This is a genomic window from Streptomyces sp. NBC_01497 (assembly GCF_036250695.1).
Lineage (GTDB): Bacteria > Actinomycetota > Actinomycetes > Streptomycetales > Streptomycetaceae > Streptomyces.
This window is the reverse complement of sequence record NZ_CP109427.1, coordinates 155,122-167,949: the sequence shown is the minus strand read 5'-3', so window position 1 is coordinate 167,949 and position 12,828 is coordinate 155,122. Positions and strand designations below refer to the sequence as shown.

Below are 12,828 nucleotides of genomic sequence, written 5' to 3'. Positions count from 1 at the left end.
CGCCTCCGTCAACACCACCGTCTCCCTGGTGGGGGCGGTGCCCGGGCCCGGGCCTGGTGCGTCGGCTGCACGCACCTGGTGCGCGGCGGTGCGGGGGCTGTGGCGTGCTGCCGGAGTTGTGGTGGGGGCGGGTCGGGGCCCGGCGGTTAGATGACGGGGAGTTCGCCGCCGTCGACTGTCAGGCTTACGCCGGTGACCCACTGAGCCCGGTCCGATGTGAGGTAGGCGACGGCCTCGGCGATGTCGCGCGGATCTCCGGGACGACCCAGAGGGATGCCCGCCGTGGTGGCGGCAAGCGGGACGTCCATCGCGTCGGCGAAGTTCTGGCGGATCGCGTCGGCGCCCGGGGTGAGCACGTTGCCGGGGATGATCGTGGTGACACGGATTCCGGCAGGCGCGAGCTCGGAAGCGAGCGCTTTGCTGTAGGTGTTGAGGGCGGCCTTGGCGGCACCGTAGTGAGCCAATGGCGGCGCCGGCGTGAGGGCCGCTCCCGATGAGATGTTGACGATCACGCCGCCAAGGTCGTCATCAACAATGACCCTGACTACGTCAAGGCCGCCGCGGACGCCTCGCTGCTACGCCTGGGCACCGATCGCATCGACCTGTACTACCTCCACCGGGTCAACCCCGACATTCCCCTTGAGGAGTCGGTCGGAGCCATGTCTGAACTCGTCGCCGAGGGCAAGGTCCGCCACCTGGGTCTGTCCGAGGTCAGCGGCGAGCAGTTATGGATGGCGTACACGGTTCACCCGGTCGCCGCGGTGCAGAGCGAGTACTCGCTGTGGACGCGCGACCCGGAGACCAATGTCGCCGGTGTGGCCGCGGAGCTGGGGGTCGGCCTGGTGGCCTACTCCCCACTGGTCCGTGGCTTCCTGACCGGCACGGTCGACGCAAGCGCGCTGGCCGCGAATGACGGGCGCCGCCGGCTTGCCCGCTTCACGGTGGAAGCCGCCGCCGCGAATCAGGCGATCGCCGACGCGGTGAAGGAGATCGCAGGGGCCAAGGGTGTCACGGCGGGCCAGATCGCCCTCGCCTGGGTCGCCGCCCAGAGCGGGAAGCTCGGCACCCCGGTGGTCCCGATCCCCGGCACGAAGCGAGTGAAGCGGCTGGAGCAGAACGTGGCGGCCCTTGACATCGAGTTGAGTGCTGACGACCTCGCGGCCCTGGACGCATTGGCCGCCCGGGTGGTCGGCGCACGGTACTGAGGCGGAACGGTCTCGCCGACGAGGCAAGGGTCGCTGCACTGGCGCACAGGTCAACGAGTCCCCCCGGTTACAGTCGAGTGTGCAGCGGTCCAAGACGACGCTCGGGGATGGATCTCGGTTGGCCCGGCATATCGAGCGTCCGCAATCGTCAGGACCGACGGCGCCCAGTGGCACGACACCGCGTACGCCCGTGAGATGGTTGCTCTCATGACCGTCGGCGCGCCGGGCAGCGAGGTTGTACTCGAGACGAGTCGTCTGCTGCTCAGGCCTTGGCGGGTAGCCGAGGCTGCCGTCCAGCGTGAGCTGTGGACCGAACGTGATCCACGAGTGCCGCCGCACCGCCGAATCGACGCGGACGGACACCCCACGATCGCGGAGATCGAAGATTCGATCCGCACCAACCAAGTGTCGTCGACCGGGTTGCTGGCGGTCGAACGGAAGACATCTCGTGACGTCATCGGCTACTGCGGGCTGGTCGACAGCGGGCGAGGGGCGGTAGGGGAGCCCGAACTGGCATTCGAGCTGCTACGCCGAGTCTGGCGTCAGGGATACGCGACCGAGGCCTCGTTGGCGGTTCTGGAATGGGCGAGATCGTCTGGGTGTGAACGTTTGTGGGCCACGGTCCGGGACTGGAATACCGCTTCTCGCCGTGTGCTGGCCAAGGTCGGATTCACCGAGACCGATCGCAAGGAAGTAGACGCGGTGCACGGGACCACCCTGTTCGCCACAAGACAGCTCTGACGTACCCAGCGTTTGGCCTCGCGGACGGCTCGGTGGGCGGATCATGTGGCAGCCGGGCTGGATGGGAGGCGTTCGGCGGCGAGCTGGGCACGCGGCGGCACTGCGGGTTGCGTGTCTCGCATGCGCGACACTTCGGCGCGGGTCGGTCCGGTGCCCAGCGGGCGGCGGTTGGTCGTCAGCGGGCTGATTCTCGCCCGGTCCACCGGTTCATCATCACGAGCGGGCAAGCCTGGTGCGGCACATCCCGGAGGTAGTCATCGATGGCGAGCACAGAGCCGGTCAGACCCGGCGGCAGCAGGGACCGCAGCCGGCGGGGGCAGGGTGAGCAGCTCCGCCGGGAGATTCTGGCCGCGGTCAACCACCTGCTGGCCGAGTGGGGCAGCGCGGAGAAGCTCACGATGCGTGCGGTCGCCAAGGAGGTGGGGATCGCGGCGCCGAGCATCTATCTCCACTTCGCCGACAAGGCGGAGCTCGTGTGGGCGGCGCTGACGGACAAGTACGACGACCTCGCGGCGAGGATGGCCGGCGCCGCCGATGACTGCGACAGCGTCGACCCCCGCGAGCCGCTGCGGGCCCAGGCGTACGCCTACTGCCGGTTCGCGCTGCACAACCCGGGGCATTACCGGCTGATGTTCGAGGTGCGACAGCCGGCGGTCGAGGTCTCCAGGGTCAGCGGACACCCGGCCCGCCGCATCTCGGCGGGCCTCCGGTCCGGCTTCCTGGGGTGCCGGGAGGCGGGATATGCGCTGTCCCTGCCCTACGAGCAGGCGGCGCAGACGCTATGGGCGGGTTTGCACGGCATCGTCTCGCTGCACCACAGCATGTTTCACGACGACTCGACCGAAGCCCTCACCCTGCAGTTGGCCGACGGCCTGCTGGGCTCGCTCGTCGCCCCGGCGCCGGGCCCGTCGCCGTCCTTTCCGGCCGCCCTCGCGGAGACGGCCGCGTCCCGCCACATCAAGGCCATCCTCTCCGGTACGCCGCGTAACCACGACTAGCCGCTCCTGCGGCGAGCCGCGCGCCGACCGTCACGAGTGCCCGACTCCCCTTTTCAGCCACCCGGGCTTGGGCCCGGTTGCGTTCCAGGGAGGCACGGGTACAGTGCTCAGTGAACTTAGTTAGGTGACTGGGGCAACAAAATTGCCCCGGCTACTCGACCGTGTCGCCCCTGGTGAGGGGCTTGACCGAGGTGGCTTCCATGAACATCTCCATCGATTTCGACAAGTGCTGCGGCGCGGGCCAGTGCGTCCTGGCCGCGCCGGACGTCTTCGACCAGCGGGACGACGACGGTGTCGTGGTCCTGCTCCACCCCCGTCCGTCGGCCGAGCAGGAGGAGAACGTCCGCCAAGCGGCCGCCCTCTGCCCGGCTGCCGTGATCAAGGTGGAGCAGTGACCACCCCGGGCCCCTCCCGGGTGACTGTCGTCGGTGCCTCGGCGGCGGGCCTGAGTGTCGTGGAGGGACTGCGTCGCGAGGGGTACGCCGGGTCGATCACGTGGATCGGTGAGGAGACGCACCTCCCCTACGACCGACCGCCGCTGTCCAAGCAACTGCTGTCCGGCGCCTGGGAGACCGACCGTCTGCGCCTGCGTGACCCGGGCGACTTCGAAGCCCTCGGGGTCGATCTGCGTCTGGGGGCGCGGGCTGTCGCGCTGGACGCACGAAAGCGCACGATTGCTCTGGCCGACGGCGGATTGGCCGGCTACGACACCCTGGTGGTGGCCACCGGTACGCGCGCCCGGCGTCTGCCCGGTACCGACGGGGTGGCCGGCGTGCACGTCCTGCGCACGGTGGAGGACGCTCTCGCCCTGCGCGAGGCTCTGGCCGGCAAGCCGCACCTGGTGGTGGTCGGCGGCGGCTTCGTCGGCGCCGAGGCCGCCGCCGTCGCCCGGGGCCTGGGCTGCGAGGTCACCCTCGTCACCGACACCGCGCAGCCCATGGGCGGCGCGCTCGGGGACGAGTTGGGGTCCATGCTCGGCAATGTGCACACGGAGCACGGCGTGCACATCGAGACCGGTGCCATGGCCGGCCAGGTCCTGACCGACGGGGGACGGGCCTGCGGGGTGCGGCTGGCCGACGGCCGCACCATCGCCGCCGACGCCGTCCTGGTCGGCATCGGCGCTCAGCCGAACGTGGAGTGGCTCGCCGGCAGCGGCGTCCCCGTCGGCAACGGTGTGGAGTGCGACGCCACCCTCTACGCCGGTTTCGGCGTCTGGGCCGCAGGCGACGTTGCTTCCTGGCTGGACCCCCGCACCCAGGAGCCGGTCCGTATCGAGCACCGCACCAACGCCGCCGAGCAGGGCCTGGCCGTCGCCCGTAACATCCTGGCCGGCCCGGAATGTGCACGGCCCTTCGACTCGGTGCCCTATATCTGGTCCGACCAGTACGACCTGAAGATCCAGATCTACGGCCGCTCCCGGGGCGCCGACGAGGTGCGGATCGTCGAAGGCAGTCTCACCGACCGCAGGCTGATCGCCCTCTACGCCACAAGGGGCCGGGTCTGCGCGGCGGTCGGCGTCAACATGGCGCGCGCCTTGCGCGGTTATCGGGCGCAGGTCGCCGAGGCGGCCGTTGTCGAAGTGGAGAGTGCGGCATGACGGACGAACTTCGGGCCGGTGTGGTCGGCCTGGGAATGATCGGCGGCGGGGTCGCCGTCAGCCTTGCCCGGCGAGGTCGTACGCCCGTGGTTTACGACATCCGTCCGGACGCCTCGGCGCATCTGTCGGGTGTCCCGGAGCCGCTCGGCTCACCGGCCGAGGTGGCGCGGAGCAGCGATGTCGTGATGGTCGCCGTCGTCAACGCCGACCAGGCCCGTGAGGTCATCGGCGGCAGGGACGGCCTGCTGTCGGCGGCCCGTCCGGGACTGGTGATCGTCCTGCAGTCCACGGTCGCGCTGCCGGTTGTCCACGAGTTGGCCGCCCTGTGCGACGAACGGAACGTGGGCTTCCTGGACTGCGGCGTCACCCCCGGTGACAAGGCAGCCGGGAACGGCATGGTCGCCATCGTCGGCGGCGTCGAGGCCACCGTCGAGGCGGCGAGGCCGGTGCTGGAGGACTGGGCGAAGAAGGTCGTGCACTGCGGGCCGCTGGGCGCAGGGATGGCCACCAAGATCGCCCGCAACGTCGTTACCTATGGCAGTTGGCGCACCGTCCACGAGGCGTCCGCCCTGGCCCGAGCAGCCGGGGTGAACCCGGACCAGCTCGCCGAGGTCATCGATACCGCCGACCCCGAAGGCCACACCCTCCTCCAACTCCTGCGTTTCCAGGACCCCGACGGCCGGCTGCCCGAGGCCATCGGCCGGCAGATCAAACCCCTGATGGCCAAGGACCTCGCTGCCGCCCGCGACCTCGCCTCCGCCCTGGGCGTCGACGTCCCCCTCGTCGAGGCAACCGAGGCCGGCGTGCGCCAGACACTGCAACTCGAAGAGGACCCCGGCACCAGCACATCACCGGACGAGCCGGAGGCAGCGGCCGCGGACAGCCAGGAGAGCCTGCACCGGTTCGGCCTGGAGATGATGGACGCCGCCTACGGTCCCGGCTTCAGCGCCCAGATGCCGGCGGAGCCCAGCGGAGACCCGTTCACCGACGAAACGACCAGCTACCTCTTCGCCCAGGTCTGGTCCCGCCCCGGCCTGTCCATCCGCGACCGGCGACTGCTCACCCTCGGCGTCGCCGCCACCGTCGGCCGCCCCGAACTCATCCAGATCATCGCCCGCGGCGGGCTGATCAACGACGAACTGACCCCCGAACAACTGCGGGAAGCGGCACTCCACCTGGCCGCCTACACCGGCTGGTGCAAAGCCACCGCCGCCCACACCGGCATCACCGCCGCCATCAACGAGCACACCCAGCAGGAGACCAAGTGACCGACGACCTCGTCCGCCAGCCCATCACCCGCGACCCCCACCGCCCCCTGGACCCGCCGGCGCAGTACACCCAGCTGCGCGAGGACCAGCCCATCCTCAACGTCCGCTTCCCCAACGGCACCACCGGCTGGCTGGCCACCCGCTTCGAGGAGGCCAGCCAGGTCTTCAGCGACCCCCGCCTCAGCGCACGCCGCCCGCGCCACGACACACCCGAGGGCGAGGTCGACGAGGCCGGCGAGAGCGCGCCCTTTGACCCGGTCTTCGTGATGATGGACGAGCCCGACCACAGTGTCTACCGGCGACTGCTCACCGCCCGCTTCACCCCCAAGGCCGTGCAGAACAAGCTCCAGCCCTACATCGACCGGGTCGTCGACGAGCACCTGGACGCCATCGCCGCGGGCCCCGAGACCTTCGACTTCGTCGAGGCCATGGCCCTGCCCATCCCGTGCCTGGTCATCTGCGAACTGCTCGGCGTCCCCTACGAGGACCGCGACGGCTTCCACCACGCCACCATGAGCATGATGGACGTGGGCAAGACCCGGGAAGAGCGCGACGCGGGTGGCCACTGGCTGATCGACTACATCACCAGCCTGGTTGCCGAGAAGCGCCGCACCGGCGCCACCGACGGCATCCTTGCCGAACTGATCAGCAAGGCCGCGGGCGACGACGCCATCTTGACCGAGAAGCAACTCATCGGTATCGGCGTCCTGCTGCTGTTCGCCGGACACGACACCACCGCGGCCATGATGGGCCTGTCCACCCTCACCCTCCTCACCCACGACGAACAGCGCAACGACCTCATCCAGCACCCGGAGAAGATCGGCACCGCGGTCGAGGAGCTGATGCGCTACCTGACCATCGTCCAGTTCGGACTCGGCCGCGTCGCCAAGGAAGACCTGGACATCGCCGGCGCCCAGATCAAGAAGGGCGACCTGGTCGTGGCAGCGATGAATGCCGCCAACCGTGACCCCCGCGCCTTCCAGGACCCCGACGCCCTCGACATCGACCGCAAGATGACCCGCCACATAGCCTTCGGCTACGGCGTCCACCAGTGCCTGGGCCAGAACGTCGCCCGCGCCGAACTGAAGTCGGTACTGCCCAAACTCTTCCAGCGCTTCCCCAACCTGCGCCTGGCCACCCCTCTCGAAGAGGTCCCCATGGACTTCACCGGCACCAACTACGGCGTCCGCAAGCTCATGGTCACCCGCTGATCTTTCGAGGATCTTGGAGTTTCCCGTACGCGGCCCGCTGCCGTAGGGTCCCCGCGCCGCGAGCTCTGGTCCGCCGCAGCGCCGTTTCGAATCGGCGCCGGCCGCGTCACCCGGCCGCCGTGCCCACCCGCCGGTGGCTGTCGCCCCGTCGGGCCCGGCCCGCGGCCGGTCCCGGCCCACGTATGCCGCCCGCTCCCGTCGGGGCGGGCCGGTCCCATCGGGCCCGGCCCGCCCCGGCCCCTCGTCGGCCGCTCCCATCCACCGACGCCGTCGGTCCGCGACCGTCCGCGTCGTCCTTGTGGCCCAGCCCAACTCGCCTGACCAGTCACCGGGATTGGATGAGGTCGGTACCGCTTGCCTGACCGTTGGTGTCTGCTCCAGGCCGTGGAACGCTTGGCTGCCGGCAGAGGAAGAACGGACCGTCTGGCCGTCTAAATGAACGTACCCGAGCACTGGAGTGTGGACTTCTCCGACTGCAGCGTCCCGCCCGCACCCGCCGATGATCCCGACATTCTGAGGTTCGGTGATCTGCTCGCCCGAGCGGTCCGCAACGGCGCACGCCACGGAACCCTGCGATCATCTCTCCGTCAGGTCGGCCGGACTCTCGCATCAACCTGTTCTTCCGTACGGGGGCGGAGGGCGGGACACGAAGCAAGCACCTGGCGTCGGTACGCGTGCGCGCTGATCGTGTGGCTGGACTTCCTGGATGTCATCGGCAGTTCGTGGGGCGCGAGGGTACGCGATGTCGAAGCGTTCAAGGACTGGCGAATCACGGACCTGCGCAATGATGAACGAATCCGGCCGACTCCCTTCGATACGGATCGTGCTGTCCTTGAACTTCTCCTATACCTGGGCGGGTTCGCGGTACGGAGTGTTCAACCCGGTGCGGACCGTCCAGGCGGACGACTCGGACGAAGCCGGCTGGAGGCCCGAACCGGGTTACACGCTGCGGCGCCGGGATCCGCTGGGGCCCACGGGCTGAAGGTCCCTGCGGCCCGACGAGGAGCGGCCGGCCACGCTGGAGGCGTTCTTCGGGCATCAGCTCGTGCTCGTTCGCGCTCACCTCACCGAGGTCCGCGCGACCGGCGAAGCGCCGCCGGGAGCAGGAGGGGGCGCGGATCGAGACCTCGCGCAGGCGGGCGTCCACCAGGCCACGTAGCCGTGCGTGCCGGGGCGCACGGATCGACTGCCCCATGGCGTCTACTCGGCTTCGGGGATGTCGGCGGCTGTTATGTCCAGGCGTAGGCCGGACGAGGCGTGGGCCGCGCGGGGCGCCTCTCCGGCTCTTGAGGGGTGGCCGCGACTGTTCGGGTGGGTCAGACACCGAGGTCGAGGATGGCGCCGAGGACTTCTTCGGGGGTCTCCAGCTGTGGGAGGTGGCCGGTGCGGGGCAGCAGGGTGAAGGCGGCGCCGGGGATGGCTGCGGCGTAGGCGCGGCCGTAGTCGGGGGTGACGATGCCGTCGCTCTCGCCCCAGATGACCTGGACGGGCAAGTGGAGGCCGGCCAGCCGGCCGGTGAGCGTCGGGTCGGACATCGTGGGTCCCGTGTAGCCGGTCAGGGCCTGGAAGTCGGGGCTCGGCCCGGTCTGGCCGACGGGCGGAACGGGTGCCTTGCGCGGGTCGTGGAAGGAGTAGGCGCTGATCTGTTGCGGTGTCATGCCGGCGAGGCTGGTCATGGGGTGGCCGTCCACCTCGATGCCGACGCCGTCGACGATGACGGCACCGCTGACGCGCGGGCTTTCCTGCAGGGCGATCTCGGCCGCGAGCCAGCCGCCGAAGGAATTGCCGACGACGGTGACGTTGGTGAGGTCGAACTCGTCCAGCAGTGCGACGTATGCGCGGGCCAGCGCAGTGACGCCGGTAAGGGCGTCGGGCTTGGAGGTGCCGCCGAATCCGGGATGAGTCGGCAGCAGCACCCGGGCGTGGGCGTGCTCAGCGAGGAGGTCGGCGAAGCCGGCCATGGTGGGGGTGCCGCCCCCACCATGCAGGAGCAGGAAGGAGCGGGTGCGGTCGCGGTCCTGGACGGTCATCCCGACCGGTCCGGCGGGGGAGGCAACGGTGTGGTCGGAGGTGCGGGTGGACTGGAGGGAACGGGCGGGAACTGGGGCACTCATGGTCTTCCATTCCTTGTAAGGCAGCTTCCTTATATAAATAAGCTTAGACCAGTTCGCGTATATAAGCAAACTTATATTGGGGTAGACTCGGGCCATGTACCAACCCTCCGACGTCGGCCTGGCCGTCAAGCGTCTCCAGCACCGGCATCACCGCGCCGCCAGCCAGGCGCTGGCGCCTCTCGGTCTGTCGCTGGTCCAGTGGGACACCCTGCGACACCTGCACACCAAACCCCAAGCCTCGCTGCACGACCTGGCCGTGCTGACCTTCCAGAGCGACCAGTCCTTCGGATCGCTGGCCACCCGCATGGCCGACCGCGGCCTGATCGAACGGGTACCAGGCCCCGGGCGCGCCATCCACCACCGGCTCACTGAGGAAGGCGCGCGGCTGCGGGCCGAGGGCCAGGCGGCAGTCGACGTCGTGACCACGGCCTCGTTCAGCGCCCTCACCCCCGACCAGCTCGACCAGCTCGGCACCCTTCTCGACATCGCCCTCGGCCGCCCGAGCTAGCCGGTGAGGTACGGCGGGGCCAGGGCTGCACCGTGCGCGTCAGCGCCGCCCCCGCCGTGCACCGCCGGCTCCTCGCCCGATGCCGGCAACTCGACGGCAGCCAGGACCTCCTAGCGGTCCCCGCCCGGCGCAGAGCCCGCCGCGAGTACGAGAACCGGGTCAGCGCGCTCACACCCGGACCATGATCGTTCTCAGTGCCAACGGCTGTACCTTCCCTGATGCCGGTGAGCCCCGTGGGATCAGGGAAACTGAAGCCTGTTCAGCGAGAACCCACGGGTCGGTCCGTGTGCATCACCAGAGCGTGTCCGTGGCTTCGGCGAGAACGTCGGGGTGGGCTGCGAGGCGGCGGGCTTCGGCCGTGACCTCGGCATCGACCTGGTCCACGGTTCTGTCGCCGTATTCGAGGATGTCGTACTCGTCGTCGAGTTCAGCGAGGCGCTCGGTCAGAGCCAGCTCATGTCCATGGCGCTGGTGAATCCGGAAGGTGAACTCCCGAGAAGTGAGTTCTCCGTCGAGCATGCGGCGAGCGAGGGCTCGGGCGGCGGCTTTTCTGACTGGCGGCGCTGGCGACCGGATAGAAGGTGAGGCCGAGTTCGTCGAGTGCTGCGGGAAGCAGGTCTTGGACGTGGTAGTCCGCTTCGGCGCGTGTGCAGGCGGCGAGGATGCGAAGTCCGGGGGTGTCGATTCCGGCGATGAGCGCATCACAGGCGGCATCGACGACGTCGCTCGCACGGAGTTCACCCGTGCTCCAGAGGGCGGCACGTTCCTGTAGGGCGATTGCTGCTGCTTCGTTCGACGTCACTTGCTCATGATTCTTCATGGTGCGGCCGGGTCGAGCGGGTTTCATGAATCTCCTGTTCAGCGGCCTGTTCCAGGAGAGCTCGTGCGGGGTCCGCGTAGCGCATCACGAATTTTCTCGTCGAGCCCGAACACCTCGGCGAGATGGAGCGGGTGGGGCCGTGGGTCAGGGCCTCTTGGGGTTGGCGGTCGACGCGGAGCCGCTCCAGCGTCGCGTCCTGTCCGCGGATGGCGACGCTGATGCAGTGGTTGCTGGCGCGACTGGTCTCCGTGGCGGTCTGGACCGCGTTCGGCTGAGTCTTCGCCGCTTCCGCCCAGCCCGTGGGTTGCTGGGCGGAAGCGGAGTGGTCCCCTCAGAGTTCTTCAGCACAGGGGCCGCTGGCCTTCCGGATCGGAAGGTGTGACGCCAGGGGCGGCGTCGGTTCCCATCGTGCGCCACGTTCGCGGCGACGCAGGAGGAAGCACGGTTTCGATCCGAAAAGCACGGAACCCGCGTTCGTAGCTCGCCGTCATGGCGGCATCGGCACGGGCCGGGGGTGCTCGGCAGCGCGCGTGACACCGATGCATACGAAAATGTCAGAAACAGCGCGCAGAGGTCGGACGCGCCTGATTGAATGGTGCGTTGCGAGAGTGCGGTGAGGGCACTCAGCGACAAGGAACGTGCACGGCCGCCCCTCTAGCGTGTGAGTGACCGTTACACGCAGCGGTCCGAAAGACCTGCGGATCCCGGTCGCCACAGGACCACGGACCGGGACGACCGCGGAAGATCTTGTTCAGCATTGCTCGCCAGGTGAGATCAGAGGAGGAAATCCGCTTCATGAAGACCCTTGGTAGATCAATCGCTCTTATTGCCGTGGCTGCGGCAGCAACTGCCGGAGCTCTTGTGTCACCGGCCAGCGCGGCACCTCAGTCGGCTTCGTCAGCCCACCCAGCGGTTTCGGCTACGGCGGCACCGCTCGCCCCTTACAACGGCGCCTGCGGCGCCGGATATGGCGCGATCGACCATCTGGACCTCAAATGGCTCGGCACCACTTGGCTGACCTTCAACAGCTCCACCGGCAAGAACTGCGTCGTGACCGTCCGTGCCGATCCAGGCGTCAAGGTGTACATGGGGGCCGCCGTACAGCTGGCCGGCAACTCCGCCTCCGCCGTGGCCGACTACGGTAACTACACCAGCTACGCGGGCCCGGTGTACCTCAACGCAGCTGGCAAGTGCATCGACTGGTACGGCCAGATCGACCATGCCATCGAGGAGCAGTACCACTCCCACTGCGGCTGAAACACCGTCCGGAACGCACCGTCTCGGCCAATGAGCGAACCGGTCCACGTCGTCCTCGACGAAATTGTCATGGTGGCCGCCGGGCAGGGCAACGTCCTCGTCTCCCGCCTCATTCACCGTGCCCATGCCGAGGCGGGCTGGTACCTCTACGCCCCGGCCCGCGCCCTCGTCGAAGCCGACCGCGCCCGCCCCGGCACCGCCGAGTACCTCGCAGCCCTGCCCGCCCTCACGCTCCTCCCGCTCGACCTTCCCACGGCCCTCGCCGTCGCAGCCGACCCGGCGGGCGCCTGGAGCATGCCCCACGCCCTGCACGCCGCTCAACCCACCCCGGAGCGCCCCGACGGCGCCGTCATCGCCACCATCCACCCGGACCGATGGACAGGACATCCCGTACGAACGCTCAACCTGGCCACCGAAGAATGACGTACGCCCCCGCGCGCTGACGTCCCGGCAGCAGAGGAACCCGTATTTCGAGGCGCCACGAGGTGGGATCGTGAGTGAGATCGCTTGCGGGAGTGGCTGCAGCAGCAACTCACCTACGGGCCGATGCGCGCGGGTCGGTGCCCCGTCCACGGCCGGGCTCCGCGGAACCTGATTCGAGCCGGCGGCCGCGGTTGCGGTTCCCGAACGGACGGGCGCCGTGGACGGCCACGAACTCGGCGATGAGAGTCGCCTCGAGGGTCGCAGGATCCCCATCCGGAGTCTCGAGCCATGCCACCAGGAGGGCGCCGGTGTCTTCAAGCTGCCACAGGTATCGGCCGCCCCAGTGCCCGATGGCCCTGCCCTCCCCGAACTGGCGGAATTCGTCCAGCCGCTTGCGCAGGCCGCGCCGACCGGCACTCCCCGATGATGCCTTGCCGACGTAGACCACTTCGGCGTCGTCCACCCAAGCGCCCTGAAGCGTCGCCCTGCTCACGGACGGCCCGGCGGCCAGGTCTGCACGCGACCCGTACCGGCCGCGAGCCGGGCCCAGGCAAAGGAACCGCCACCTGCCACAACGCCGGTTGCTGACCGGCAGGACGGCCGCAGCCGTTCCATCTGTCAGATCTCCCCGCCCCCATGCCCAAGCATCTTTGGAGCGTGAGGGGGTCGCCCTCCTCGGCTTCGGG

16 protein-coding genes are annotated in these 12,828 nt (G+C 69.3%); 12 read left to right on the top strand and 4 right to left on the bottom strand.

Features of this window, described 5'->3' with window-relative positions; translation table 11 throughout:
* Positions 1 to 146 precede the first annotated feature (146 nt).
* Positions 147 to 536: an SDR family oxidoreductase gene (locus OG310_RS00835; protein ID WP_329459976.1), complete on the bottom strand. Its 390-nt coding sequence runs from the start codon at positions 534 to 536 to the stop codon at positions 147 to 149.
* On the opposite strand from OG310_RS00835, the gene OG310_RS00830 reads away from it, so the two are divergent.
* The 8 genes from OG310_RS00830 to OG310_RS00795 all read left to right on the top strand — a co-directional run bounded on the left by OG310_RS00830 (position 528) and on the right by OG310_RS00795 (position 8,002).
* Positions 528 to 1,205, top strand: coding sequence for an aldo/keto reductase (locus tag OG310_RS00830; RefSeq protein ID WP_329459975.1), 678 nt, complete (start codon positions 528 to 530; stop codon positions 1,203 to 1,205). The genes OG310_RS00835 and OG310_RS00830 overlap by 9 nt on opposite strands.
* Before the next feature lie 207 nt (positions 1,206 to 1,412).
* Positions 1,413 to 1,946: a GNAT family N-acetyltransferase gene (locus OG310_RS00825; protein ID WP_329453920.1), complete on the top strand. Its 534-nt coding sequence runs from the start codon at positions 1,413 to 1,415 to the stop codon at positions 1,944 to 1,946.
* Positions 1,947 to 2,206: 260 nt separating this feature from the next.
* Complete coding sequence (locus OG310_RS00820; protein WP_329453919.1) at positions 2,207 to 2,944, top strand: TetR/AcrR family transcriptional regulator; 738 nt, start codon at positions 2,207 to 2,209, stop codon at positions 2,942 to 2,944.
* 200 nt (positions 2,945 to 3,144) lie between these two features.
* A complete protein-coding gene (locus tag OG310_RS00815; protein WP_329453918.1) occupies positions 3,145 to 3,339 on the top strand; it encodes a ferredoxin in 195 nt (64 codons plus the stop codon).
* A complete protein-coding gene (locus tag OG310_RS00810) occupies positions 3,336 to 4,541 on the top strand; it encodes an NAD(P)/FAD-dependent oxidoreductase (RefSeq protein ID WP_329453917.1) in 1,206 nt (401 codons plus the stop codon). The genes OG310_RS00815 and OG310_RS00810 overlap by 4 nt, the downstream gene beginning before the upstream one ends.
* Positions 4,538 to 5,809: an NAD(P)-binding domain-containing protein gene (locus OG310_RS00805; RefSeq protein WP_329453916.1), complete on the top strand. Its 1,272-nt coding sequence runs from the start codon at positions 4,538 to 4,540 to the stop codon at positions 5,807 to 5,809. Before OG310_RS00810 ends, OG310_RS00805 begins: the two co-directional genes overlap by 4 nt.
* Positions 5,806 to 7,020 carry a cytochrome P450 gene (locus OG310_RS00800; protein ID WP_329453915.1) on the top strand — a complete coding sequence of 405 codons (1,215 nt, stop codon included), beginning with the start codon at positions 5,806 to 5,808 and terminating at the stop codon, positions 7,018 to 7,020. Before OG310_RS00805 ends, OG310_RS00800 begins: the two co-directional genes overlap by 4 nt.
* 832 nt (positions 7,021 to 7,852) lie before the next feature.
* A complete protein-coding gene (locus OG310_RS00795; protein ID WP_329453914.1) occupies positions 7,853 to 8,002 on the top strand; it encodes a hypothetical protein in 150 nt (49 codons plus the stop codon).
* Between the two features lie 334 nt (positions 8,003 to 8,336).
* On the opposite strand, the gene OG310_RS00790 is transcribed toward OG310_RS00795, so the two are convergent.
* Positions 8,337 to 9,134, bottom strand: coding sequence for an alpha/beta fold hydrolase (locus tag OG310_RS00790; RefSeq protein ID WP_329453913.1), 798 nt, complete (start codon positions 9,132 to 9,134; stop codon positions 8,337 to 8,339).
* A gap of 94 nt (positions 9,135 to 9,228) precedes the next feature.
* On the opposite strand from OG310_RS00790, the gene OG310_RS00785 reads away from it, so the two are divergent.
* Positions 9,229 to 9,642: a MarR family winged helix-turn-helix transcriptional regulator gene (locus OG310_RS00785; RefSeq protein WP_329453912.1), complete on the top strand. Its 414-nt coding sequence runs from the start codon at positions 9,229 to 9,231 to the stop codon at positions 9,640 to 9,642.
* 291 nt (positions 9,643 to 9,933) lie between these two features.
* Here OG310_RS00785 and OG310_RS00780 read toward each other — a convergent pair whose 3' ends face one another.
* Entirely contained in the window at positions 9,934 to 10,161 is a 228-nt protein-coding gene (locus tag OG310_RS00780; RefSeq protein WP_329453911.1) for a hypothetical protein, read from the bottom strand.
* Between OG310_RS00780 and OG310_RS00775 the strand changes: the two genes are divergently transcribed.
* From OG310_RS00775 to OG310_RS00765, 3 genes are all read left to right on the top strand, one after another.
* The gene (locus OG310_RS00775; protein WP_329453910.1) at positions 10,160 to 10,414 is read left to right on the top strand and encodes a hypothetical protein; all 255 of its coding nucleotides are present in this window, start codon (positions 10,160 to 10,162) and stop codon (positions 10,412 to 10,414) included. The genes OG310_RS00780 and OG310_RS00775 overlap by 2 nt on opposite strands.
* Before the next feature lie 795 nt (positions 10,415 to 11,209).
* The gene (locus tag OG310_RS00770) at positions 11,210 to 11,719 is read left to right on the top strand and encodes a spore-associated protein A (RefSeq protein ID WP_329453909.1); all 510 of its coding nucleotides are present in this window, start codon (positions 11,210 to 11,212) and stop codon (positions 11,717 to 11,719) included.
* A gap of 30 nt (positions 11,720 to 11,749) precedes the next feature.
* Complete coding sequence (locus OG310_RS00765) at positions 11,750 to 12,142, top strand: hypothetical protein (RefSeq protein WP_329453908.1); 393 nt, start codon at positions 11,750 to 11,752, stop codon at positions 12,140 to 12,142.
* 109 nt (positions 12,143 to 12,251) lie between these two features.
* Here the strand turns inward: OG310_RS00765 and OG310_RS00760 are convergent, their stop codons facing one another.
* Complete coding sequence (locus OG310_RS00760) at positions 12,252 to 12,605, bottom strand: hypothetical protein (protein ID WP_329453907.1); 354 nt, start codon at positions 12,603 to 12,605, stop codon at positions 12,252 to 12,254.
* Between the last annotated feature and the right edge of the window lie 223 nt (positions 12,606 to 12,828).

Coding starts and splice junctions, on each gene's coding strand:
- OG310_RS00785 (WP_329453912.1), top strand. CDS start 9,229: ATGTACCAACCCTCCGACGTCGGCCTGGCCGTCAAGCGTCTCCAGCAC.
- OG310_RS00780 (WP_329453911.1), bottom strand. CDS start 10,161: ATGCTCGACGGAGAACTCACTTCTCGGGAGTTCACCTTCCGGATTCAC.
- OG310_RS00765 (WP_329453908.1), top strand. CDS start 11,750: ATGAGCGAACCGGTCCACGTCGTCCTCGACGAAATTGTCATGGTGGCC.
- OG310_RS00775 (WP_329453910.1), top strand. CDS start 10,160: ATGCGGCGAGCGAGGGCTCGGGCGGCGGCTTTTCTGACTGGCGGCGCT.
- OG310_RS00820 (WP_329453919.1), top strand. CDS start 2,207: ATGGCGAGCACAGAGCCGGTCAGACCCGGCGGCAGCAGGGACCGCAGC.
- OG310_RS00805 (WP_329453916.1), top strand. CDS start 4,538: ATGACGGACGAACTTCGGGCCGGTGTGGTCGGCCTGGGAATGATCGGC.
- OG310_RS00790 (WP_329453913.1), bottom strand. CDS start 9,134: ATGAGTGCCCCAGTTCCCGCCCGTTCCCTCCAGTCCACCCGCACCTCC.
- OG310_RS00825 (WP_329453920.1), top strand. CDS start 1,413: ATGACCGTCGGCGCGCCGGGCAGCGAGGTTGTACTCGAGACGAGTCGT.
- OG310_RS00815 (WP_329453918.1), top strand. CDS start 3,145: ATGAACATCTCCATCGATTTCGACAAGTGCTGCGGCGCGGGCCAGTGC.